Annotated in this window: 16 protein-coding genes; 7 read left to right on the top strand and 9 right to left on the bottom strand. The window is 50.9% G+C overall.

Features of this window, described 5'->3' with window-relative positions; all coding sequences use genetic code 11:
• Window positions 1-89: 89 nt before the first annotated feature.
• The 4 genes from ACZ45B_RS12510 to ACZ45B_RS12495 all read right to left on the bottom strand — a co-directional run bounded on the left by ACZ45B_RS12510 (window position 90) and on the right by ACZ45B_RS12495 (window position 6,813).
• Window positions 90-4,478: a GAF domain-containing protein gene (locus ACZ45B_RS12510; RefSeq protein WP_024546667.1), complete on the bottom strand. Its 4,389-nt coding sequence runs from the start codon at window positions 4,476-4,478 to the stop codon at window positions 90-92.
• A gap of 96 nt (window positions 4,479-4,574) precedes the next feature.
• On the bottom strand, window positions 4,575-5,066 hold the full coding sequence (locus ACZ45B_RS12505) for a chemotaxis protein CheW (RefSeq protein WP_024546668.1): 492 nt from the start codon (window positions 5,064-5,066) through the stop codon (window positions 4,575-4,577).
• Window positions 5,067-5,151: 85 nt separating this feature from the next.
• Window positions 5,152-5,514 (bottom strand): response regulator transcription factor, encoded by a 363-nt coding sequence (locus ACZ45B_RS12500; protein WP_024546669.1) that lies wholly within the window; start codon window positions 5,512-5,514, stop codon window positions 5,152-5,154.
• A 108-nt stretch (window positions 5,515-5,622) separates the two neighbouring features.
• The gene (locus ACZ45B_RS12495; protein ID WP_024546670.1) at window positions 5,623-6,813 is read right to left on the bottom strand and encodes a response regulator; all 1,191 of its coding nucleotides are present in this window, start codon (window positions 6,811-6,813) and stop codon (window positions 5,623-5,625) included.
• 473 nt (window positions 6,814-7,286) lie between these two features.
• Here ACZ45B_RS12495 and ACZ45B_RS12490 point away from each other — a divergent pair, with 473 nt between their 5' ends.
• Window positions 7,287-7,964: a uracil-DNA glycosylase family protein gene (locus ACZ45B_RS12490; protein WP_024546671.1), complete on the top strand. Its 678-nt coding sequence runs from the start codon at window positions 7,287-7,289 to the stop codon at window positions 7,962-7,964.
• 18 nt (window positions 7,965-7,982) lie between these two features.
• Here the strand turns inward: ACZ45B_RS12490 and ACZ45B_RS12485 are convergent, their stop codons facing one another.
• Window positions 7,983-9,524 (bottom strand): NAD(P)/FAD-dependent oxidoreductase, encoded by a 1,542-nt coding sequence (locus tag ACZ45B_RS12485; protein WP_024546672.1) that lies wholly within the window; start codon window positions 9,522-9,524, stop codon window positions 7,983-7,985.
• 283 nt (window positions 9,525-9,807) lie between these two features.
• Here ACZ45B_RS12485 and ACZ45B_RS12480 point away from each other — a divergent pair, with 283 nt between their 5' ends.
• The 3 genes from ACZ45B_RS12480 (at window position 9,808) to ftsH3 (ending at window position 18,146) form a co-directional block, all read left to right on the top strand.
• A complete protein-coding gene (locus tag ACZ45B_RS12480; RefSeq protein ID WP_038027972.1) occupies window positions 9,808-10,146 on the top strand; it encodes a hypothetical protein in 339 nt (112 codons plus the stop codon).
• A 239-nt stretch (window positions 10,147-10,385) separates the two neighbouring features.
• Window positions 10,386-16,142 (top strand): translocation/assembly module TamB domain-containing protein, encoded by a 5,757-nt coding sequence (locus ACZ45B_RS12475; protein ID WP_024546674.1) that lies wholly within the window; start codon window positions 10,386-10,388, stop codon window positions 16,140-16,142.
• Between the two features lie 141 nt (window positions 16,143-16,283).
• Window positions 16,284-18,146, top strand: a complete 1,863-nt coding sequence (gene ftsH3, locus ACZ45B_RS12470) for an ATP-dependent zinc metalloprotease FtsH3 (RefSeq protein WP_024546675.1) — start codon at window positions 16,284-16,286, stop codon at window positions 18,144-18,146.
• Between the two features lie 90 nt (window positions 18,147-18,236).
• On the opposite strand, the gene ACZ45B_RS12465 is transcribed toward ftsH3, so the two are convergent.
• The 4 genes from ACZ45B_RS12465 to trpS all read right to left on the bottom strand — a co-directional run bounded on the left by ACZ45B_RS12465 (window position 18,237) and on the right by trpS (window position 21,486).
• Entirely contained in the window at window positions 18,237-19,124 is an 888-nt protein-coding gene (locus ACZ45B_RS12465; RefSeq protein ID WP_024546676.1) for a PhzF family phenazine biosynthesis protein, read from the bottom strand.
• A gap of 18 nt (window positions 19,125-19,142) precedes the next feature.
• Window positions 19,143-19,457, bottom strand: coding sequence for a hypothetical protein (locus ACZ45B_RS12460; protein WP_024546677.1), 315 nt, complete (start codon window positions 19,455-19,457; stop codon window positions 19,143-19,145).
• A gap of 66 nt (window positions 19,458-19,523) precedes the next feature.
• On the bottom strand, window positions 19,524-20,435 hold the full coding sequence (locus tag ACZ45B_RS12455; RefSeq protein WP_464674880.1) for a methylenetetrahydrofolate reductase: 912 nt from the start codon (window positions 20,433-20,435) through the stop codon (window positions 19,524-19,526).
• 40 nt (window positions 20,436-20,475) lie between these two features.
• Window positions 20,476-21,486 (bottom strand): tryptophan--tRNA ligase, encoded by a 1,011-nt coding sequence (gene trpS, locus ACZ45B_RS12450; RefSeq protein WP_024546679.1) that lies wholly within the window; start codon window positions 21,484-21,486, stop codon window positions 20,476-20,478.
• A 240-nt stretch (window positions 21,487-21,726) separates the two neighbouring features.
• Between trpS and ACZ45B_RS12445 the strand changes: the two genes are divergently transcribed.
• From ACZ45B_RS12445 to ACZ45B_RS12435, 3 genes are all read left to right on the top strand, one after another.
• The gene (locus tag ACZ45B_RS12445) at window positions 21,727-22,686 is read left to right on the top strand and encodes a hypothetical protein (RefSeq protein ID WP_024546680.1); all 960 of its coding nucleotides are present in this window, start codon (window positions 21,727-21,729) and stop codon (window positions 22,684-22,686) included.
• A gap of 99 nt (window positions 22,687-22,785) precedes the next feature.
• Window positions 22,786-24,339 carry a lysine--tRNA ligase gene (gene lysS, locus ACZ45B_RS12440; RefSeq protein WP_024546681.1) on the top strand — a complete coding sequence of 518 codons (1,554 nt, stop codon included), beginning with the start codon at window positions 22,786-22,788 and terminating at the stop codon, window positions 24,337-24,339.
• Between the two features lie 46 nt (window positions 24,340-24,385).
• A complete protein-coding gene (locus tag ACZ45B_RS12435; RefSeq protein ID WP_024546682.1) occupies window positions 24,386-25,231 on the top strand; it encodes a 3'(2'),5'-bisphosphate nucleotidase CysQ family protein in 846 nt (281 codons plus the stop codon).
• Window positions 25,232-25,270 lie beyond the last annotated feature (39 nt).

The raw sequence follows: 25,270 nt of genomic DNA, 5'->3' as shown, positions 1-25,270 counted from the left end.
GATGTGTAAAAAGATAGTGTTCTTATTGTGTATGTCCGGTAAGGAGGAAAAGGCGATCGCCTTTTCCTCCTTAGCCATAAAAGTGAAGGTTATTTCACCTTAAACCGGGACACACTCTGTTGCAGTTCTCCCGCAACTCCAAGCAGTTTAGTGAAAGATTCCGCCACTTTGACCGATTGGGAAGAAGTCTGGCTTGAAATACTCGCCACATCCTGCATCGTTTGGTTTAGCTCATTGGAGATAGCCACTTGGCTAGATGCTGAATTCGCAATCTGTTCAACTGTGCGGTTAATACTCATACTAACCTTGGCTAGATCCGTCAGTGCTTGACGCGTCCCTTTCACTAATTTCGTTCCAATCAATACCCGCTTCCGGCCAATGTCCATTGCTTTGATCACCTCGTTCGTTTCTGCTTGAATTTCTTCGATGATCTCTTCAATTTCCTTGGTGGCGTTTGCGGACTGCTCCGCAAGGGTCCGGACTTCGTTCGCCACCGCAAAGCCCTGTTCCTCTTCCCCAGCCCGGGTTGCTTCTACCGAAGCATTCAAGGCAAGTAAGTTGGTTTGATTGGCCAGTTCCCGAATGAGGTTGAGCACCCGTGAAATTTTCTGGGAAGAATCAGCCAGGTTTTTCACTTTGCGGGCTGTGGCCTCTACGGTTTGCTGAATAGCGACAATCCCTTGTACAGTGCGGTTCATGGCCACATCGCCGGACTGGAGTGTTTGGTTTGCTAGCTGCACCTTCGCCTGGGCTTCCTGGGCATTGCTGGCCACTTCCTGAATCGAAGCGGTCATACTCGAAAGCTTACCAAGGGCTGCATTTACGCTTTCTGCTTGGCGGAGGGCCTCAGCCGAGAGGTTTTGAATCAAAGATTCGCTTTCCTGGGCTGTATCCGACACAATGGTCGAGGATTCCTGAACCCGTTGCACCAGAATCTGGAGATTTTCTAGGGTGGCGTTGAAAAAGTCAGCAACGGTTCCCATTTCTCCCTGGGTGACATCGGCCCGGACCGTTAAATCTCCTTCAAAGGAGTCTTCAATTTCTTCGAGGAAGTTTTCGATTTGCCCTTGGAGCTGTTCCCGTTGTTGGCGCTGCTCTTCGGAAACAGCTTCTGCCTGGCGACGGGAGGCTTCTACCTCTTCTAGGAGGAGGGCTTGGTCTAGGGCATAACCCAACTGGATTGCCACCTGACGGAAGGATTCTACCAGGGGGGCTTCCCATTCCCGGGTCGAGGCACATTGGTGCGCCCCCAGCAGACCATAGAGTTTTTGGTTCACCAAAATCGGTACAACCACGTTAGCCTTTACCTGCCATTTTCCGAGCTGTTCTTCGTGGCAAGCGGTGAGGCCTGCTTGGGAAACATCGGGGGTCACCTGAACCCGGCCTTGGCGGTAGGGCTCCACATAGTCTTCAGGGAAACAAGGGGTATCTCCAGAAGTGAGCATGTCTTCGCTGAGTTTGCGCCAACCGGATTTAACCGCTTCATATTTAATGCGGCCATCCCAGTTGTCGTCAAAGCGATAAACCACGACGCGATCGCAGGCCATGAGTTTCAGGGCTTCTTCCACCCCAGTCCGGAAAATCCTTTCTAGGTCAAGGGATTCGCGGATCCGGAAACTGATCAAGTTCACCTGCCGTGTCCGGGTGATCGCCTGTTCTTGTTCCTTACGGAGGAGGGCTTGGTCTAGGGCATAACCGACCTGTTCTGACAGTTGACGCAGGGTGTCGATTTCGACGTCTGTCCAAGGGCGGGTACTGGAGCATTGATGGACAATCAAAAGGCCATAAAGCCGTTGGTTGGCATTGATGCCTGCTGCCATATAGCCCTTGACGCCATAGGGGGAGAATTCATTCACGTGGCAATCAGCAAAATCGGAGTTAAAAATATCGGCGATCGCCAAAATTTTGCCCTTTTGATAACCCTTGGATAATTTTTCAGTGACGTGGGGCTCATTGGTGCGGATTCCGAGGGTAGCTGGATAACCCTGGGCCAAAGATTCTGCTGTGATTACTCCTTTCCAGGAGGAGTCAAATTCATAGACAATCGCCCGGTCTGTGCCCAGTAGAGTGCGGGCTTCCTCCACGGCCACGTTGAGAATTGCTTCCACCTCAGACGCTTCCTGGAGACGGAGCCGAGTTTCATTCAACCGTTTGGCTCGTTCCTGTTCTTCTTTGAGGAAAGCCTGCTCAAGGACATAACCAATCTGTTGGGCAATCTGCTTGAGGGTATTAATTTCGGTGTCACTCCACTGGCGCGGCCCAGAACATTGATGGACGATCAACATTCCGTAGAGCTTTTGGTTGGCGACGATGCCTACCGCCATGTAGCCTTTGACAGCATGGGATTCAAACTCTTTGATGTGGCAATCGATAAAGTCTGCTTCGTATATATTGGCGAAGGCCGTCACCTTACCGCGGATGTAGGACTTGGCAAATTTTTCAGTAACCCGGGGTTCATTGGTCTTGAGGCCGAGGATCGATTCAAATCCGGGCACAACGGATTCGGCGTTGATTAGACCGCGCCAGTTTTGGTCGAGGCGGTAAACAATGGCCCGGTCAGCAGCAAGAATTTCTCTGGTTTCTTCTACGGCCGCCCCCAAAATTTCTTTTACCTCTAAGGATTCCTGAAGACGGGCACTAATATCACTGAGGCGCTGGGCTCGTTCCGCAGTCATTTGCCGCTGTTCAATGAGGCTGATGCGTTCTAGGGCAAAGTTAACTTGGTTCGTAATCTGCCGCAGGAGGTTGCTGTCAATGTCTTGCCATAGTCGTGACCCCTGACAGCTATGTACCACCATCAGCCCAAAAAGATTCCGCTCAATGGTGATTGGGGCAATCATGAGAGAACGCACTTGGGCAGATTCGAGGGCTTCGAGCTGGGTATTACTAAAACCTGCATCCCCGAGGCGATTGATGGTGGTGAGTTTTCCCCTTTGGGCTTGTTTCAGATAGCGCTCGTCTAAACCACAGTCTTGGAGGCTCTTGCCTGTGAGGCTTTTCCAGCGGGGATCGGCGGATTCGGCGATCGCCATCACTTTATCCTGGGAGCTGATCCGGAAAATCAAAACGCGATCGGCATTAAGGGCTTCTCGGGCGTCGTCAACCACGGTTTCAATGATTTCTTCAACGTCACTAAAGCTCCCTAACCGGGAAGACAATTCATTGAGAATCTGGGCTTGGAGAGCGGCAGTTTCCTGTTGCTGGAGGGCAAAAACTTGATCTAAGGATGTGCCGACCTGGGTCGCTGCCTGGCGTAAAATTTCGAGATCACTGTCTGACCACCGCCGGGGCAGGGAACATTGGTGCACCATCAAAAAGCCCATGAGTTTTTGACGACTGATAATCGGGGCGATCGCACTGGCCCGAATCCCCTTGCCCTTTAGATGATTGAGGACTGTTTCATCGAGGTTGGCATCATAAATATCTTCGACAGCATTTAATTGGCCCCGTAAGTAAGCCTCTTGGTGGCTGGCATCCAACCAAGGAGCGTTTAAGCCCATGCCCATGATACTGGGGAGCTGTCGTTCAATGGATTCAGCAATGACCTGGCCCCCCTCAGTCCCTTCCCCGAGACGGTAAACCACCACCCGATCTGCTTTGAGGGCATTGTGGAGCTCTTGCACTACCGCCGCAAAAATATCCTCGGGGCTCCCTGCTTCTCGAATTTGGGCACTGATCTGATTCAGCCACTGGGCCTGTTCTGCCGCTGTCCGTTGCTGGTCTAACAATTGGGCTTGGTCGAGGGCATAGCCTACCTGCACAGCCAATTGCCGGAAAAATTCCACCTCCGACTCTGACCACTGGCGGGCCATCGAACACTGATGTGCCACTAATAGACCATATAAGTTGCCTTCGAGGAGGAGGGGCGCAGTTAGGCTGGCCTGTACTTCCAGTTGACGTAGTTGATCGAGTTGAGTGCCATCGGCAGTCGCTGCATGGTCAATGTGATCAATCGTTTCTACCCGGCCCTGTTGAAAAAGCTTAATGGCATGATCTGATAAGCCGATCAGAGAATAAGCCGTCCCCAGGGCACTGGGCCAACGGCGTTCCACCGACTCATACGCAACTTTCCCAAGCCAGTCTGGGTCATCAAAAACATAGATCACAACCCGATCTACATCCAGGGCATTGCGGGCATCTGAAACTGTGGCGTTGAGGATATATTCGAAACTCAAAGATTCGCGAATGTGGGAAGTCATCGCGTTCAGGAGTTCGGCCCGCTCTACCGCTGCCCGCTCTGTCGCCAAGAGGGACTGGAGTTCCTCTGTCATCATGTCGATGTTTGACCGGAGGCTACTCAGTTCATTGACCAAGGTCCCCGCTTTTGAGGTCAATGTGGAATGATTGGCATTGGTCGATTGGACGGGCACAATGGTTACTGTTTCTTCGATGGGCCGCTCTTTGCGGTCATGTCTGAAGGTCTGGGTATCGAGGTTGTTATTCTGGGGATTGTTGGGTCGGATAGGCGCTTGAGTCATGGCAGTTTTAGGAGAATTTAAAATTCAGAGGGGAACAAAAAATCAGGGGCTCTTTATCTACACTGGAACTGGGAATTTCCGGTAGTGTGACGCTGTTTAAGCAGGCTGTTTAATACTCTCAAGAAGGGCTTCAAGGTTGATATTGAGGATGATTTCACCGGAGGGTTGTCGAAATTTTCCTGCTACCAGTGGGGCAACATCTGGGTCAATTTGTGGGGGAAGTTCTGGGGAAATATTTTGGCGATCGCAACGGATCAGCTGTTGCACTTCTGTGACCACAATACCGAAGGTTTGTTTGTTGACATTGACCCTGAGGACACTACATTTTGCATCGGCATAGTCCCCCGAAAGGAGCGGTGGCGATCGCAGGGCATAGGCCAAATCCAGCAACCACAGCACCTCACCCCGCCAACCGCAGACCCCCACCACCACAGGAGGTAAATCAGGAATTTGGACAATATTGCCCAAGTCCAGATTGATGGTTTCTACCAATTGACTGGTAGGAAGCATGCCCCTTAAACCATTGGATAGCAGGAAGCTAATATACTGGGTTGTGGTTCCTTCGATGGCGGGGGAATTGGCGGTCATAGAAAATCCTTCAGGTAATGGGGCAGAAGAAAGTTTAAAGACTGACCACAATCAAAAATCAAACTCAGGTCAGTCACAGGCTTCCCTAATGAACCCAACGTCGAACGGCATTTAACAGTTCGTTTTGGTCAATAGGTTTGGTAACATAATCATTTGCACCTTGTTTACTAGCCCATTTTTTATCCATTTTTTCAGACTTACTGGAACACATAATCACAGGAATATCTTTAGTTTTTGGATCATTTTTAACCTCCCGGCAAAAACCAAATCCACTTTGACCCGGCAACACAACATCTAACACAATTCCATCAATCATTTTTTGATCTAAAATTGCTTTCGCCGCCTCAGCAGTAGTGACCTTTAAAAGGCTAAATCCGGCATTTTCTAAACAACTCGTAATGATTTGTGCTTCAGTCGGACTGTCTTCAACAAGTAATAGCGTTGCCATCGTAAACCTCTGAGAAAATTTAGAAATTAAAGTAAAGTAGCAATCTTTATTCTAAAGGGGAAAACCTAGAAAAACAGGGGGCAGAATGAGAATTTCTCAAGAAGAGTTTTAGGTTTTTGTTTGAAGCTTGGCAGAATCACTACCTTGTTCGCCCACTTCATCGAGGTATCTTTCGATCAGGGCAATGGTTTTTTCTGGATCTGGAGGTTTCCCCAGAAAGTCAGAAGCGCCCACCAACTTCGCTCGGTTGCGATCGATTAGGGTGTCGCGACTGGTCAGCACGATAATGGGAGTTTTCTCAAAGACAGAGGTTTGCCGCAGGAATTTGCAAACGCTGTAGCCACTGGCGTTGGGCATGACCAGATCGAGGATGATGATATCTGGTTGGCTTTCGATAAGTTTGGCAACCCCCCGCATGGGTTCACTGATGCCAATGGTCCGATAACCTGCACTTTCAAGAATTTTTCGGAGGGTCTGGAGGATAACGGGGCTGTCATCGATGCAGGCAATAAGGGCATCTCGTTTTTTCGGACTCACGCTGCCATTGGCTTGGTTATTGTTACCAGCAGAACTGTCGGTGCTGGCGAGGGGATGGGGGAGATCCGCAATTTTTTTGAGTTGAACAATGCGTTTTTTAAGGAGAGGGATCAGGGCATTGGCAACGCTATTAACGGATTTACCCAGGCGCATGGAAATATCCCACATGGAAAATTCGCCGTTGAGATATTGACCCAAAACGCCGAGGGCACTGGGGTCAATGCCGGGCTTGAGCACTGGCGCGAGGGTGGGGCTTAGGTTCCCTAATCCAGCGGCCTGCCATTGTTGTTGGAGCTGTGTGACGCGGTTAAGGTCAGGTTCTACTTCCAGATAGGACAGGGACAAGCTCAGGGCAATTTCTGTGGCGTTTTTTTGGTTTTCGTTCCATTCGACCTTGGCATCGGGGTAACAACCGAGATCGAAGAAGACTTCTTGGGCGATCGCCCGAATGATCGCCTTCGCCTGCATTACCGTTAATTGTTTCGTCGTAATCCCCTGGTAGAGGAGTTGGTATTCCCACATGTGGGGACTGTTAAGCTCCTGGGGATTCGGCCTCCATTGGGGGGCGAGTCGCTGGGTGATGCGGTTCCAACGGCGGGTGGAGTGGATCCCTGCGGTGGCATGGAGAAGACGCCCCGACAGGAGATGAATATGTCCCTGGTATTGACTATTCCCCACGATCAGCTCACCTGTTGCCCTAGTTTGGCAGAGGTGGTTGAGTTGATCGGCGATGAGATTGAGCGTATTGCCGGCAGCAGTCATATTCTATGTCTAGAGCATTCTCGGTATTAATATACCCATATTCTCCTCGGCAACTAACAAAACGTTTGCAACAATACACAAAAACAAATATGTTATCGGTTTGTTGATCCCTTCAGTTCGATTTAAGTCTTAAAAGGTAAAACATTGTCTAACTGATCGCTTGCTAAAAGATCTTTCACTTTTTGGCAATCACAAGGTTGATTTTTTCTCTCGAGCAGTATTTTTTAGGCGTTGAAGTGGCAGATTTTGTTTGGATTTTTATTGCATTTAAAAACAAGTTGATTGTTTTTTGGCAGGGACATGGAACCTGGCGCAATATTTGCACGAATAATATTAATTTTTTTGTGAAGATTTAATTCATTTTTGTCATTTTGGGGATGTTAATGCCAAGAATTTTGCGGTGTGAGGTTGACAAAGGGCCATAGCGATCGCCAACAATGGCAAGGATCTTTTGCATTCTCTAAAAAAAGACCATGACGGATATTGCGACCCTCATCGTCCAGGTGCGGACAGAGGCGGAGCGGGAGCCTTTTCCCATCGATGTGCCGATTTACCAAGCCGCACGGCTAGAACCTACACAACCTGTACTGTACGCCGGCAATCTGAAGGCCTCTTTGTGTTTTTTTGGGCGGGACTTGGGTCGAGATGAAGTCCATGCCCGACAACCCCTCTATGGGGCGGCAGGCACTTTGGTGCGCCAGGGGTTTTATTACGCCATGCACCACCAACGGGTTTCTGATAAAAAGCAGTTAGAAACGGTGTGCGATCGCCTCCTGTTAACCAACACTGTGCCCTACAAACCGCCAGGAAATAAAGCCTATGCAGTGGCGGTAAAAGAACGGTTTCGACCTTTTGTGGAGCGACTTTTGGTGTTGCACTGGGAGGGCAATCAAATTATTACCCTGGGCACGGAGGCGTTTAAATGGTTCGAGCCCTATGGTCGCCCAGGAGAAGTGAATGGTTTTTTTCGGCGGGGCGATCGCTTCGAGAACACTCTAGCGGTGACCCTGCGGGCAACGGATGCCCTGGGGATGGAGCACCAAAAAATCGTCACCCTGGCGCCCCTGCCCCACCCCTCACCGTTAAACCAGCGCTATTACGCCCAGTTTCCGCAGATGTTACAAAACCGTTTGGGGGCGATCGCCTTTTAGCCTTGTGGGGTTTATCGGTTAACTATTTGCTTGGGTTGGCACGCCGTGGAAATCTTGACCTGAGCCATATTGCCAAGCTTCAACCTGCCGTTTGATGCGATAACTATCCCCCAGGGGTAAGCGCTGGCTGAGGCCATACCCAGAGGTATAGAGTCCCAAGGTTAGATAGTGACGCAACCAGTCGGCTAGGGCGCCCACTCCCAAATGGGGCAGCAAAGGCAGCACTGTTTTAAAATCTACCCGGGGCAATGTTCGTGTCAGCCCCTTAAACTGCACCACATCTTGCAAAAAAGGATTGAGAGTCTCTTCACCGAGCTGGGCCATCACACCAAAAACAGCATTCAACAGATCATTAATTTGGTTAGGCGGACAGGTTTGATTGATGCCGACGCTCATGGCCTTTTGGAATAGCCAAGTTACCGAAATATTCGGCTGGTAAGGCTGCAACAGAGCTAACCCTTGGCGATCGCAACAATCTTGTTTTAGGGCGTCATCCAGACCGGTGGTTAACCGTCCCAGATGCCGCAACATGGACCCAAACCCCCCAAAACTCACCGGAGACTGGGCGCCACTACTGTCCCCAATCGGTAAAATACGGCCCCAAGGATAACGGAGGGGACTGCGGCGATAACTGGGGAAAAAACCAAAGAGAAATCGTTGAAAGTCCAGGGCCTCTAAATCCACTTGCTGATAATCTGGCAATAGCTTGAAATATTCTTCCAGCAAAAAGGCCAAATCAAAGCGCTGGGGATGGGCATCAAGATAGGTGAATAGGTAGGTGGTGCGGCCATCTTGGGCCGGAAAAGCTTCCCAGAAATATTGGCACTGGTTCCGGATCGGTGTGCAGGAGTAGATTAAATCTCCTTTATTATTATTTGCAAAACCCTGGGCACAACTCCCCACCACAAGACAGATTCCGTCCGGTTTCTGGCCCTGGCGCACCTGTTGGGCAATGGGGGAAAAATGCCCCATTGCATCGAGGATTAAACGGGTACGGAAGGTAAATTTTGCCGTTTTGGCGATCGCCCCACCCGGTGAAATCGTGATCTTTGTACAGCTTTGGTTTTCAAAAATTTTGCCGCCCCAAGTGAGGAATTTTTCCTTGACCTTAGCCAACAGGCGGCGGGGACTGACACCGATGTTGAGAATGTTTTTGACCCAGAGGGGATCCCCCCCATGGAACTGGATGCGCAGGGGGTTGAATTCTGTGGCGATCGCCTCCCGTAGTTCCGCCTCACTGAGTAGCTCTAGGTCGACCAAGATTTCCAACTCCCCCCGGGAGATATTCCATTCCTGCACCCGCCCCTGCAACATGCCCCGCTCTAAAATAATCACCTGCCAACCCCGCCGCTGGAGCGCTGCCCCCAAGAGCAGACCGAGGGTGCCCCCGCATACCAGCACATCACAGTCATAGCCTGGAAACTCGTCCGTCCCAGTCTGCACCATCGGGTCGTGGGGAATCTCCCCCTGTCGCCAGGCCCGCCAGCGCTGGTCTGCGGCCTTGAGGCCCGTTAAGGGATCCCCAGGCATGTCGCGCAAAATTGTTTCTACCTGACCCATGGCGATCGCCTCTCATTTTTCCGTGTGCTGTGGCTACTTTTTATCATTTTCTCAGGGATCAATGGTCATAAATACTCAAAAAAACTTGAATTACCAAGATTTTCTTGACTTAATAAAACTTAATCAATAGAATCAGCGTAACTTAACACCGCTAGTGCCTTCACCCTCAATTGACAAAGATACTGACAAAAACGTTGAAGGCCATTTAAACGTATTTTCAAAAATCCTTAGGAGCTTGCCCGTGCTTGGAAAAATTTTAGGAAAGAAAAAAGACGACTTTTTTATGGAACTGCCCGCCCAGGGCGATGAATCTGCCGCCGCTGCGCCCATGGCCCCAGCAGTGCGCTCTGAGGCAGTAGAAACCCCTGAGGCTACCGCATCAGGTGAGCCTGTGGCGACGGCCCCTGCCCCTGTGGTGAGTGCCCCTGCTGCGAGCGATCCAGAAAGCATCATCGCCGCTGCGGTTCAGGCGGCCAGCCAAGAAGCAGCCCAGGCCCAAACGGCCATGGTCGGTGGTTTCGCCACGGGCTATCTCCTCAACCCCGGTAACCGTTCCCAGCGGCGTCGCCCTGGGGCAAACATGGCCGCGTTTAAAGCCATGGCCCAAACGGTCAAAATCTAGGTTTATACCTCAGGTTTCGAGAATCTCTCGCTCACTATCGACGTAATTATTTAGCCTCAGCAGGGAAGCAGCACAGCACTGACTTCCCTTTTTTGTGTTTTTTTGAACCCGCAATGGGACGATCGCCCCATGGTTTTGAGCAAGCGGGTGGTAAGTTTCGTAGATCAGCTGGCCACAAAACATTTTCCTTTGGGTCAATCTATCTATAATGATCGCAGTTCCAGCAGACCACTGTCGCCATGAGCCCAACCCCTTCTTCTCCCCCCGAACTTCCAGGGCAACAACAAAATAATGCCCGTTGGCCAAAACGGTGGATTGTCGGCGTTGCTGCGGGTATGGTCGTGACGGCAGGAGCCAGCATTGGCTATGGTCGCTATTTTATCTTTCAGCGTTTATCGCCACAAATCGAACAGCAACTCAGCAAAACAATTAATCGCCCAATTCAGATTGGCCGTGTTCAAGGGTTGTCTTGGAGGGAACTGCGGTTTGGCGCTTCGGAATTGCCTCCCACGGAAGCGTCAAATGATCGGATTCAAGTGGAGGCGATCGCCGTTGATTTTAATCTTTGGACATTACTCATTCGCCGCCAGTTAGATCTCAATCTCACCCTGGTCAATCCTCAAATCACCGTTGAACAAAATGAAGCCCGTCGCTGGCTTGACCTAGAAATCACTCCCGATGACTCAGATGACGACGATCTCAAGGTAAATATCAACCGCATTCAACTGCGGCGAGGTCAACTGACTTTGATTGCCCGCCAACGGTCTGGCGCATTGAGTACCCCAGTCAATTTGGCGATCGTTTCCGGGAAAGGTAATCTCAGCAATGACAATAAAGTCATTGACCTCGACGTCAAAGGAAAATTAGACGAAGGCGGTGAATTAGAAGTATCGGGGATCTTAGACTTTGACCAGGATGTGAGTGACCTTGATATCCGGGGTAAAAAACTTAATCCTGCGGCGATTTCCCACCTTCTTGTGCCCCCGGTCACCTTTGCCGACGGCTTTATTGATGGCTTTGTTAACCTCAAGCTAGAAGATGGAGATGTGGTCAGTTGGTCGGGGGAAGTGGTTGCCCAGGACAGTACCCTTGATGTGCCCGGTTTAGCTAAACCGATTCGAGAATTTAATGGTCGCATTGGTTTTCAAGACCAAGCACTGCACTTTAAGCAAGCGACGGGCCAGTTGGGGGAACTGAATTTTGGTGGGGATTTAATCGTTGATTTTGAAGGCGGTTATACGGGCCAACTGGAAGCGACTGCCGCTGAAATTGCCCTCATCTTGGATGCTTTTGAACTCGAAGCACCAGCCTTTCCTGTCGAAGGAGAATTGGCGGCAACGGTTACCTTTGGTGGCCTTTTGGATGATTTAGAGCTTACTGTAGCTGCTGTAAACGCCACGCCCCTAACGGTCGATCGCCTCACCATTGACAGTTTCCAAGGGGATATGGCCATTGAAGATGGCCGTTTCGTGATCGAGCAGTTCACTGCCCAGCCCACCCTAGGGGGGAATATTGTTGGCCAGGGCACGATCCAACTGGCCAGTGACACCATCCCCACCGGGGCGATCGCCATTACCGCCCAAGGGACAGAACTGCCCACCAATGCCTTGGCCCAGCTCTACGAGATCGAATTACCCGTCCAGGCGGGCTTGGGTCGCACCGATGTGCTGTTTGAAGCGCCCCTGGATCAAGTGTCAGAATTTTTGGTCTCAGGAACGGCCGTTGTACCAGTGGCGGGGGGCTTTGTGACAATGCCCAATCTCCGCATTACCCAAACCCAGTGGCAGACCCCCGCCCGGGCCGAGGGGCTCCGTCTCGCACAGTTGCTCACAGAGGAAGTACCACCATTTTTACAACAGAGTTTGGTCAATGGTGACTTTCAGGTTTCGGGCACCTTCGCCCAGCCCGAAAATAACCAACCAGAAGGCTCCCTGGCCATTACTGGCCAGGCTCGCACCAGTTTTGCCAGTGGTCAGGCGATCGCCCGCAATATTGTCGTCGAAGAGGGTCAATGGCGGGCAGATTTAGACCTGAATAATTTAGACCTTAAACAACTGTTACCCGCAGTACCCAGGAGTTTAGTGGCCAACTATTCTGGCCAATTTCAAACCAGTGGCCCTCTAGAGAATGTTGGTTTAGACACGACGATCGCCCAGGGCTCAGGGCGTATCACCGTAGGCCAAGGGGAAATCCGCACGGAAGGGGTCACCCTTGCTGGGGGAGAATGGTATAGCCGCACCCTGGTAAATAACGTCAACCTCGTGGACTTTGCCCCCCAACTGGCTAATCTTGAAGCCACCATTCCCAGCCAAGGGCAATTTGATGTGCGCGGCAACGTTAATAATTTAGTGATCGAAGGAATCCTGGCCCAGGGGTCTTTGAATGCGCAGCTGGCAGGGGGAACGGTGCGAGGGGGACTGTTAACCCTCCAGAATGGTCAATTTCAAGGGGACTTTACCGCCCAAAATTTAAATCTCGATCGCCTGAATGATTCCCTCACTGGTTTAGGGGATGGTACGGTGCAACTGGTGGCCGATGTCACCCAGCCGAATTTACGCAACCTACAAGCCCAGGGAGATTTACGCCTCAGCGAAGGGATTGCTTTGATCGATTCACCCCTCAGGAGTCGCTGGGCCTGGAATGGCCGGCAACTGCAAATCCAGGAGGCGATCGCCCAAAATTTCCGCGCCGATGGCCTCTTCGATATCGATAGCGATCGCCTGGGCCGCAACCCAATCCAGGCCATCACCCAAATCGCCCTGAACCTTGATGCCCAGAACTTGGATTTAGAAAATCTACGCCAACTCCCCTTGCCAGAAGCGGCCCAAGCCCTAGCATTAACTGGACAAGGGGGATTTCGGGGGACAATTCAAGGCACAATTCAGCAACCCCAAATCAATGGCCAATTGGCTTTAGCTAATGTCCAACTGGCCGAACTTACCCTCGACCCCTTGCTTGAGGGGCAAATTCAGACCCGTAGTGACCGCCGCACTGTGCTCGTCCTAGAAGGGGAACAAGATCAAATTTCAGCTCGTTTCAACGCTTTTCTGCGCCCAGAACAAGCACAATTCAACCTCGATGGCGCCACATTAGAGTTGGCCCTAGACTACGACCAGAGGGGTCTGGAACCCACCCGACTCGAACTGAGCAGCGCTAATCTCCCCCTCACTTTGGTGCAACAGGTGGCCCAGGGGCAACCTGCTCTCCGTCGCCTTGACTTCCCCCTAGAGACCGTTGCCCTGGGAGGACGTATTTCCAGTGAGTTACGTGCTGACCTAGTCGCCCGGTCAGCTTCTGGTCAGGTGGCGATCGCCCAGCCGATGCTCGGTTATCTGAGTGGCGATCGCCTCATGGGGAATTTTTATTTTGCCAATGAAACCCTACGACTCCAGAACCTCGAATGGACTCAAAATGGCGGCCGTTATATCGCCAATAGCACCATTGCCCTCCCCAATGCCCAACGTCCTAGTCCCCGCATTCAGCTCACAAGCAATATTGAGCAAGGACGCATTGAAGATGTGCTAGCCGCCCTCCAAATCTTTGATTACGAAGACTTTCAGTACCTCAGCAGCTTGTCTTTACAAGATTATCTCGGTCGTTCCAGTCGGTTTGGCCGCAGTGAAGATCTCTATGCAGGCCGCCCCCTTTCTCCCCCTGTGACCACTGAGGTGATTTCCATGGCTGTCCCCTCGAAACCGGCCCTGGAATTACCAGATGCTCCAGTCCTCGAACGGGAGCAATATCGCTGCGATACCCTCCTCAACGATGGTACAGAGCCAGATGGAGAGGAAAGTCTGATTCTGTATCGTCAAGGCGATCGCCAACAATCTTTTATCGAGAGGCTCGCCCTCCTCAGCTGTGTCCAGGCCCAGCTTGAGATGAATGTGGCCGAAACAAAACCCCTCCTCCCCGCAGAACTCGCGGATCTCCAGGGGGAATTTAGCGGCAATTTGAGCTTTATCTATGATGCTGAATCTGGTTTACAGGCCGACTTTGACCTTGCTGGTGGCTACCAAGAAGTGACCGTTGCTGGAGAATCACAGATCGCCGGATCTCCCTGGCAGTGGGGCGAAATCACGATTCCCCAAGTGATCGCCCGGGGGGTTTTGCGGGATCAGGTGCTGACCCTGCGCCCCGTGGGAATTCGCCTTTCTGAGGCAGATGGGGGCGGCAATCTCAGCTTTATCGGTAGTTTTGGGGGCGAGGCTCAGACTGGACAGCTGCGCCTCAACGAAGTGCCCATGGCCTTTTTAGAAAAATTTGTTGATCTGCCTGAAGCGGTGACCGTCGATGGCTTTGTCAATGCGACGGCTGCCCTTGCTGGTACCCCTGCAAATCCTTCAGCACGGGGAGAAATGACTTTAGCAGCAGCAGAGATTAACGACACGCCAATCAATAGTGTTAAGGGCAACTTTACCTACAATAACGCCCGCTTAGATTTTATCGTCGACAGTGAACTGGTGGCTGAGGCGACTCCCCTAAAAATTACAGGGAGTATGCCCTACCGACTCCCTAACGCGACGGTCTTCCCCGAAAATAATGAGCTCAATTTAGCGTTTAATCTTGAAGATGAGAGTTTTGCTCTCCTCAATATTTTGACCCGAGGCCAATTGATGTGGCTTGGGGGCGAAGGGCAGGCCGACCTAGAAATTAGGGGTGAGATTGATTTGGAAACAGGCCGACCGATCGATCTTGTGGCGGATGGTCAGGTGGCGATCGCCCAGGCCCAAGTCCAGGCCCAAGTGTTGCCCGATGCACCCCTTACCAATGTCCAGGGCCAAATTGACTTTGACTTTGATACCCTCACTGTCCGGGAACTGACGGGAGACTTTAGTGGTGGCCAAGTGGCGATTACAGGCCAACTCCCCTTGGCGAGACGCACAGGGCCCGAGCAGACTCTCCAGGTCAGCCTCGAAGATCTGGATTTTTCCCTCACGGACCTTTACCAGGGGGGGGTTGCTGGGAATTTAGTTGTGGCTGGTACGAGTTTAGAACCGACAATTGGGGGCGATTTAACCCTCCAATCGGGCCGTATTTTTCTAACGGAGGGAACCCAAGGCAGTAACGGTAATGGCAATAATGGCAACGGTAATGGACAGACCCCAGAGCCCGACGAAAATGGCAATGGTGGCCTCGACCTCCGGGCAATTACTGAATTTGATAACTTGAGAATCACCCTGGGCGATCGCATCCAAATCACAAGACAACCGATCCTCAATTTCCTGGCCACCGGGGATCTAATTCTCAACGGTACCCTTGATAACCTAAGACCTGCGGGGGAAATTCAACTCAATCGTGGCCAAGTTAATCTCTTTGCCACCCAATTACGCTTGGGGGGTAATCGGAACGTCGCCATTTTTAACCCAAACTTTGGCCTGGATCCAGAACTAGACATAACCCTTGAAACCTCCCTCCTTGAAAATTCACGTTTCTTCCTATCAACCACGAACCCCCTCTCCGCCGAGATTCGCGACACCACTGTCTTCGGCCCGAACCAGTTCGGTACCATTGAAACCATCCGCATCCAAGCAAGAGTCCGGGGACGGGCCAGTAACCTTGATGAAAATATCGAGCTAACTAGTAGTCCGCCCCGCAGTGAGACGGAATTGATTTCGCTTTTGGGGGGCTCTTTTCTGGAAAACTTTACGGGGGGTAGTACTAGTGAAACCCTGGCCCTCGCCAACCTTGCGGGGTCTGCTCTCCTGAGTAACCTCCAGAATGTCATAGGCAGCGCCCTGGGCTTAAGTGAGCTACGCCTTTTCCCGACGGTGATCACTAACGATGAAAATACTGGTAGCTCGACCCTGGGGATCGGCGCGGAACTCAGCGCCAACATCAGCCCCGATCTATCGGTCTCTGTATTGCAGATTATCAATAGCAATCAATCAACTCAGTTTGGTCTGCGGTATCGCGTAAACGACCAATTATTTATACGGGGCTCGACGGACCTCAATGACGATAATCGCTTCTCTGTGGAATATGACGTGAGATTTTAGACATGAAATGAGAAAATTAAACAATCTTTCCTGAGAAACGTTAACATTATTTAATAACCAACCTGAACTTACAGGATAAGACGCTCTTTTAAGAACCGCATCATATTCCGCTTATCCTCAAAACCTAGGAGGCTCTCAGTAGTGAACAAAAACAACAAAAAATGGCGCAGCACCGGGCTTTATGCTCTTTTGGCGATCGTTGTGATCTCCTTGGCTGTGTCTTTTCTGGATCAGCAACCCCAAAGTCGAGTCACCTGGCGTTATAGTCAGTTTCTCCAAGAAGTCCAACAGGGCAATGTCGAAAGTGTCAGAATTAGTGGTGATCGCACAAAAGCCTTTGTTCCGGCTCCCGATGGCACACCGATCCTCGTGAATCTTCCTCCGGGAGACACAGAACTGATCGACATTCTTAGTGAAAATAATGTTGATATCGCTGTGCTCCCCCAGAGCGATGACAATTGGATTTTCCGCGCCCTCAGCACCTTGATTTTCCCGATTTTGCTCCTTGTGGGCCTATTTTTCTTACTCCGTCGTGCCCAGAGCGGCCCTGGTTCCCAGGCGATGAACTTCGGTAAATCCAAAGCACGGGTCCAGATGGAACCCCAAACCCAAGTCACCTTTGGCGATGTGGCGGGGATTGAACAAGCCAAACTCGAATTGACTGAGGTGGTTGACTTCCTGAAAAATGCTGATCGGTTCACTGCAATCGGGGCAAAAATTCCTAAAGGTGTGCTTCTTGTCGGTCCTCCTGGAACCGGTAAAACGCTCCTTGCCAAAGCCGTTGCTGGGGAAGCCGGTGTCCCTTTCTTCTCGATCTCTGGTTCTGAATTCGTCGAAATGTTTGTTGGGGTCGGCGCTTCCCGCGTCCGTGACCTCTTCGAACAGGCCAAGCAAAACGCTCCCTGTATCGTCTTTATCGATGAAATTGACGCCGTTGGTCGCTCCCGTGGTGCAGGCCTTGGTGGTGGTAACGATGAACGGGAACAAACCCTGAACCAGCTCCTCACCGAGATGGATGGCTTTGAAGGTAATACTGGCATCATCATCATTGCGGCCACAAACCGCCCCGATGTCCTTGATGCGGCCCTGATGCGTCCCGGTCGTTTCGATCGCCAAGTGGTGGTTGATCGCCCTGACTACTCTGGCCGTCTGGAAATCCTCAATGTCCATGCCCGGGGCAAAACCCTTTCTAAGGATGTGGACCTGGAGAAAATCGCCCGCCGCACCCCTGGGTTTACCGGTGCTGATCTCTCTAACCTCCTCAACGAAGCGGCAATCCTGGCTGCCCGTCGCAACCTGACGGAAATCTCCATGGATGAAGTGAATGATGCGATCGACCGCGTCCTCGCTGGCCCCGAGAAGAAAAACCGGGTGATGAGCGAAAAACGTAAAACCCTGGTTGCTTATCATGAAGCGGGTCACGCCCTTGTGGGTGCTTTGATGCCGGACTATGATCCTGTTCAAAAAATCAGCATCATTCCCCGGGGCCGGGCTGGTGGTTTGACCTGGTTCACCCCTAGTGAAGACCGCATGGATTCGGGTCTGTATTCCCGTGCTTATCTGCAGAACCAGATGGCCGTTGCCCTCGGGGGCCGAATCGCCGAAGAAATCATCTTTGGGGAAGAAGAAGTCACCACTGGTGCTTCCAATGACCTGCAACAGGTGGCGAACGTCGCCCGCCAGATGATCACTCGCTTCGGCATGAGCGATCGCCTGGGGCCTGTGGCACTCGGTCGCCAAAATGGGAACGTCTTTATGGGGCGTGACATCGCTTCAGACCGGGATTTTTCTGATGAAACCGCCGCTGTGATTGACGAAGAAGTGCGGGGCCTTGTGGAAGAAGCCTACAAGCGGGCTAAGGATGTTCTGGTGAACAACCGTGCTGTCCTCGATAAACTAGCCGCGATGCTCGTCGAAAAAGAAACCGTTGATGCCGAAGAACTTCAAACTGTTCTGATGGAAAATGATGTGAAAATGGCTGCTTTTTCTAGCGCCTCTGCCTAAATACTGCGGCGGCTCACAATCGAAATAAATTAGTTATCGAATAAAAATGATCCCTAAATGACTAGGGATCATTTTTTTGTGGTCATTTTTTTAAAGTCCCAGGGTTCCTTCACTCACTAAAACCGTAGCCCCCGCCACGGAAATCGCGTTTACCTGATCAGCCTCGCTTTGGAACGAGAGACGGATTTGGCTCGGTCGCCCCATCTCAATCCCTTGGTAAATTTGCCAATGATTTTCTGGGGTGGCAACAGGGTAGTATTTGGCCAAATAACCGGCCAGAGCAGTGGCCGCTGAACCCGTAGCTGGGTCTTCTGTAATCCCTAGGGCTGGGGCAAACATCCGTGCATAAATGGTCTGATTTTCCGCCACAAAAAAAGGATAAATATTGGCTGCTTCTGTATTTTTGAGGGCCTTCTCCCAGAGTGCAAGATTTAGAGAACAACGATGTAAAGCGGCTTCACTGGCCAGGGGAATATAGAAAAAAGATAGACCACAGGAAATTACCGCTGGCTGGCGATCTGATGCTGAATCTGCCGGGGTGAGATTTAATAATTCGGCGATCGCCACAGCGGGTACTTCACTAAAAACAGGCATTTGAGCTGCGCTGAGGGCAGTGGTTTTCACCCGATTGTTTTCCCAGGCGATCGCCACGGGAATTGTCCCGACCCCTTCTTCTAAGAAAATCTGCGTTTGCGTTGTGGGGATAAAACCGAGGTGAGCTAGCAGATAGGCTGTGCCGACGGTGGGGTGTCCGGCGAACGGAATCTCCGCATGGGGCGTAAAGATCCTCAGCTGAAAATCACAATCGGGTTGCTCTGAGGGCAGGACAAACACGGTTTCTGAGAGGTTAAATTCTTTGGCGATCGCCTGCATTTTTGAAGCCGTTAAGCCCTGGGCGTCAGGAAAAACAGCAAGGGGATTACCCCCAAAAATTTGCTCCGTAAAAACATCAAGGGTATAAAAAGCGTAGTTATTCATAGATTTTGTTGTGGAAATTTAGGCTCTGTCCCGTTCCAAGTCACGCAATACTTTTTCTTCATACCACTTCTGAGACTCGCCCGGGTTTTTCTGGCGAGCAGACTGAATCAGTCGTTCGACGGCTTGGCGATCGCCATGGAGTAATTTCACCAGCTTTTGCTTCAGTTGAGAATCCTTTGAAGACTTACTCGAAGATGACGGTAGCACTAATGGCCGGCCTCGTCGTTGTTTCGGGCGTCTTTGTTTTTGAATTTCAAACCATAACAGCCAAACCAAGAACACCAGCGCCAGGATAAAACAGAGAAGGATCAAGTTAGTGAGTAATATTTCCATCTCAATGACCTGCCTGGGCAGAGATTTCCTAAGCTTGGGTGATCTCCCCCAATTTTATCCAAGGCATCACACTAACATTGGTTTTATTTGGTTTTGGATTGAAACACCTGCTAAATCCAGGATTTGAGGAATTAAATCTTCTTTTTTCACCGCCATCATATGCACACCCTGGCAAAGATTTTTTGCAATTTTGACCTGTTCGGCGGCAATCTTCATCCCTTCTTCGAGGGGGTTTTCTGCCTGGGCTAGTCGTTCAATAATGGCATCAGGAATCTGGGCCCCCGGAACGCAACGGTTAATAAATTGGGCATTTTTTGCCGACTTCAACAGAAAAATTCCGGCAAATACAGGCGCATCGTATTGACTAGCCACCCGCGTCATAAATTCTTCGAGGCGGTTAAAGTCTGTGATCATTTGCGATTGGAAAAATTGGGCTCCGGCTTCCACTTTTCGGGCAAAGCGAGATTCGATCGCATACCAACTTTTTAATTGCGGGTCGACAGCCCCCCCAGGGAATAGAGCGAGGGGGCCATCGGGCAATTTTTTGTCGTTGAAATCCTGACCGCCATTTAATTTGCTGATCAGCTTTAACAATCGCACCGATTCGAGGTCGAAAACGGCCTTTGCTTTTGGGTGGTCCCCTGCTTTCACCGGATCCCCTGTGAGGGCCAACACATTCCGCAAGCCGAGGGCCTGGGCGCCCAGTAGATCTGCCTGGAGTCCAATCACATTGCGATCGCGGCAGGCCATCTGAAAAATCGGCTCGATGCCATTTTGTAAAAGAATGGTCGAGGCGGCAATCGAAGACATCCGCATCACCGCCCGACTCCCATCAGTGACATTTATCCCATGGACGCGATCGCCTAAGATTTTTGCCATTTGGAGCATTTTCATCGGATCGCCACCTTTCGGGGGCGCGACCTCTGCGGTAACGACGAATTCTCGGTTTTCGATGGCACGACGCAAGCGGCTGGTCATGGAGGCAATTTTTCAGAAAAATTAATAGTAGTGAACCATTCTACAGGGGTGGTAGAAAACCAAGGGCATCCTGAACCCGTTTCAGGCTGACATTGGCGACAGTTTCCGCCTTTTCGCGCCCATCTCGCAACACCTGATCGAGGTAGTCGGGGTTCGCCATAATCTCATGATATTTCGCCTGGATCGGCTCGAGGGCCGCGATTACAGTTTCCGTGAGTAGAGGTTTGAATTGGCCCCAACCCATATCTGCGCATTCACTCGCCACGGTTTCTTTCGTTTTACCGCTGAGGAGGGCGTATAACCCCAGAAGATTGTTGCATTCTGGTCGTTCTGGGTTGTCAAATTCTAAGCCCCGGGCCGGATCAGTTTTACACTTTTTAATTTTCTTCGTCAGCACATCGGGGGGGTCTAAAAGGTTAATCCGGCTCAACTCCGACGGGTCAGATTTAGACATTTTTTTTGTGCCATCGCTGAGGCTCATCACCCTAGCACCCGTGGTACGAATCAACGGATCAGGCATTTTCAGTACGGGATTTTTCTTCGTGCCAAATTTATCGTTAATGCGAATGACGATATCCCGGGCCAATTCTAAATGTTGCTTTTGGTCTTCGCCGACGGGGACTTTGTCCGCATCGTAGAGGAGAATATCGGCGGCCATCAGTACAGGATAGTCCAGCAGGCCAACGCTGACATTTTCCCCCTGTTTCTGGGCTTTTTCTTTAAATTGGATCATCCGCTCTAACCAGTTCAGGGGGGTGATGCAATTGAGCAACCAAGCCAGCTCACTATGGGCTTTGACATGGGATTGAACAAAAATCGTTGAATGCTCTAAATCAATACCACAGGCTAAATACAGCGCGGCGATCGCCTTTGTATTTGCCGCCAACACTTTGGGATCATGGGGCACAGTGATCGCGTGCAAATCCACCACACAGAAGAAACTGTCATAGTTCTGCTGGATTTCTACCCAATTTTGAATCGCCCCGAGATAGTTGCCGAGATGGAGGTTTCCGGTGGGTTGTACCCCAGAGAGAATGCGCTGTTTCGCCATGGATCGCTACGGTGTGGAATGCCCCAATGATTATCGGCCAAATGTTTCGGACTGTAAAGTTTTGGAGCGATCGCCGCCATTTTCTCTCATCAATGCCTGGTTGCCCTAGCCAATCAAAAAAGCCCATTTAAAATAGAGATAGTAGGATGAATCCAAATTGCCCCACGTGCCATTATTGGGCAATCAGTGATGTTTTAACGCCGGTGTGAGCTGTGCCAGTACTGTCTTGCGGCCTGTTCCATGGATATTCTTTGTTTCACAACCTCCCCCGATGCTTTCCTTGCCCTCCAAAGGGCAATCCATCACCCCTGGCAAGAAACCTATTTGCCCTGGGGTTCCCCCTATCTCACCACTCGATATGCGGGCTTAGAGCTTGCGCTGATTTATCTTTCGCCCCGGGCGATCGCCGACCTTCAATACTTCATCCCCCTGGTAACGAAGCTACAGCCCCGGCTTTTAACGCTGGTCGGCGTCTGCCAAGGTCTTCAAGACAGGGTTGCTTTGGGAGATATTATTGTCGCCCAGCAAGTTTTATCCCTTGCGACAGCGAAGGCTATCCGCCTAGGCGATCGCGCTGCTCCTTGGCAAGATAGTCTACTTGGGCAGCCGCTCAATTGGCAATGGCAGGTCCAGATACCCCGCCCCAAATCTGCACCCCACCAGAGGGGCTGGCTACTGCATACCCTCTATGACCACGAGCTGAAGCCGGATCATTGCCTGTCGCCCCAGGAACACCCTGAACGGCAGCACCATTGCCCCGATTGGCCGTTGATCTTCGGACAATTAGTCGCCGAACAACTCCTCAACCCTGATCCGCTCCGTTTAACTGCCATGGCCCTTGATCTGATTCGGGAAGACCAGCTACTGCATTTAGCGACAGGTTTTCCCCATGATCCGGTGACGTCAACAGTACATCTGGGGGCGATCGCCGATATCATCCAGGTTGAGCCCTTCACTTTCGGTGATTTCGATATACTCAGTGCCCAACCCCAGATCCTTGGTTTAGATGTTGGTAGTTATGCGATCGCCGCCCTTGCCGCCCAGGTTGAACAGCCTCTTATGATCATTAGAGCGGTACAAAGTTATCATCCGCTCCAGCCCCAGGATCCTTTCCGAGCCTATGCCGCTGCAACGGCCACCCAATTTTTCCTCGGATTTTTAAGGAATTTGACCCACACAACTGTCCCAAACCATTCCTAGACTCTTGAAGTCTCCACTAGGAGAACGGTTCTGTTTTGGGGACGAAGCCGTTATAATAGCCGAGTTCTGCGACGAGCCTTAACCGTTCTTAAATTTCCCATGTCTGAGTCTAGCCATTCCTCCCTCGATGACATTCGCGCGACCCGATTAGAAAAAGTTGATCAACTCAAGGCGATCGCCATGAATCCCTACGCCTATAAATGGGAGATCAGCCACCACACCGCCGAATTGCAGGAGAAATATCAAGACATCGTCGCCGGGGAAGAAGTTGACGAAAGCGTATCCATTGCTGGTCGAATCCTGGCCCGTCGCGTCTTCGGTAAACTCGCGTTCTTTAGCCTCCAGGACGAAACCGGAACCATTCAGCTTTATCTCGACAAAACCCTGATCAATGCAGGGATGCCCGACCTCGAAGGGGCATTTGATCACCTCAAAAAGCTTACCGATGTGGGCGATATCATCGGTGTCAAAGGCATTATCAAACGCACCGAAAAAGGGGAACTCTCGATCAAAGTGAGCCAATTTGCCATGCTCACTAAATCTCTCTTGCCCCTCCCCGACAAATGGCATGGCCTCACCGATATCGAAAAGCGTTACCGTCAGCGTTATGTTGACCTGATTATCAATCCCGACGTTAAAGAAACCTTTAGAAAACGCGCCAAAATTACCGCCGCCATCCGCCGCTATTTAGAAGATAGAGACTTCCTCGAAATCGAAACCCCCGTCCTTCAGGCGGAAGCGGGTGGTGCCGAAGCGCGTCCTTTCATCACCCACCACAACACCCTCGATATGCCGCTCTATCTGCGGATCGCGACGGAATTGCACCTAAAGCGCTTGGTAGTCGGTGGCTTTGAGCGGGTCTTTGAGCTGGGACGCATCTTCCGCAACGAGGGCGTTTCTACCAAGCACAACCCAGAATTCACCTCCATTGAAGTCTACCAAGCCTATGGTGACTATTTCGACATGATGGATCTCACCGAGGATCTGATCCGCACCCTCGCTAAAGATGTTGTCGGCACGGCGCAACTACCCTACGGTGAAGCGATCATCGATGTGGGCTCCCCTTGGCGCAGGGAAACAATGCAAAACCTGGTTCAAGAAGCCACTGGGATCGATTTCCTCGCATTTGATGATTTTGCAACGGCAAAACAGGCAGCAGAATCGGTGGGGATGCACATTCCTGGTAAGTGTGAAACCATTGGGCAGCTGCTGAATGAAGCCTTTGAGCAAAAAGTGGAAGCAACCCTGATTCAGCCCACCTTTGTCACAGAATATCCCGTCGAAGTGTCCCCCCTTGCCAAACCCCACCGCGATAAACCGGGTTTAACAGAACGCTTTGAATTGTTCATTGTGGGCCGAGAACTTGCCAATGGCTTCTCGGAGTTAACCGATCCAGTTGATCAGCGGCAACGCTTAGAAGCCCAAGCCGCGAAGAAAGCAGCGGGTGATGACGAAGCTTGTGATGTGGATGAAGATTTTGTCACAGCGCTGGAATATGGCATGCCTCCCACTGTTGGTCTGGGAATTGGTATTGACCGTCTGGTGATGTTGCTCACGAATGCCGAAAGTATCCGCGATGTAATTGCTTTCCCGCTATTAAAAAACCGCAAGGAAGTTGAGGAAACGCCTCAAGCAGCAAGCGCTTCAGTTTAAAGTGGCCTTGAATAGCCTCGTTACCATTACATAAAAACTAAAAACAATGGATCAAACACGTTTAGAAGAAGTTTTGGCGATCGCCCGTCAAGTGGGTTGGGGAGCAGGGGATGTCCTACGTCGCTATTACAAAGGCGATATCCAGGATATTTCGGATAAAAAAGATGGCCCCGTCACCAAGGCAGATTTAGCAGCAAACCACTATATTCTTGAGGCTTTTCAGGAAAAATTAGGTACAGAAGAATTTGCCTACCTCAGTGAAGAAACCTACGACGGTAACAAAATCGAACACCCTTGGGTCTGGATTATTGATCCCCTCGATGGTACTCGCGATTTTATCGATCAGACCGATGAATATGCGGTTCATATTTGTTTAGTGCATGAAGGCCGCCCGGTCATTTCGGTAGTCGTGGTTCCCGAAGCAGAAAAGCTCTATTTTGCTCTTAAAGGCCATGGCAGCTATTGTGAAACCCGTGATGGTCAACTTACCAAAATGACCGTTTCAGACCGTGCGAATCCATCTGATTTGTATCTGGTTGCCAGCCGTACCCACCGGGATCAGCGCTTCCAAGATCTACTCGATCGCCTACCGTTTAAAGACCGCAATTACGTGGGGAGCGTCGGCTGTAAAATTGCCCATATTCTCGAACAAAAGTCTGATGTTTATATCTCCCTATCGGGTAAATCAGCGGCGAAGGATTGGGATTTTGCTGCCCCAGAACTAATCCTCACGGAAGCGGGGGGCAAGTTCAGCTATTTTGAGGGTAACGAAGTGCTCTATAACCAGGGAGATGTGGTGAAATGGGGCGGCATTATCGCTTCTAATGGGCCATGTCACGAAGCCCTTTGTCAGCAATCTATTGAAATTTTAAAAGAGCTCGATCAAGCCTAAAACTCGACTGATTGTTAAATAAAAAAGCTCCTGAGTTTG

The sequence above is a fragment of the Picosynechococcus sp. NKBG15041c genome (assembly GCF_055380235.1).
The sequence above is the reverse complement of the archived record's forward strand: the minus strand, read 5'-3'. Positions and strand labels throughout refer to the sequence as shown.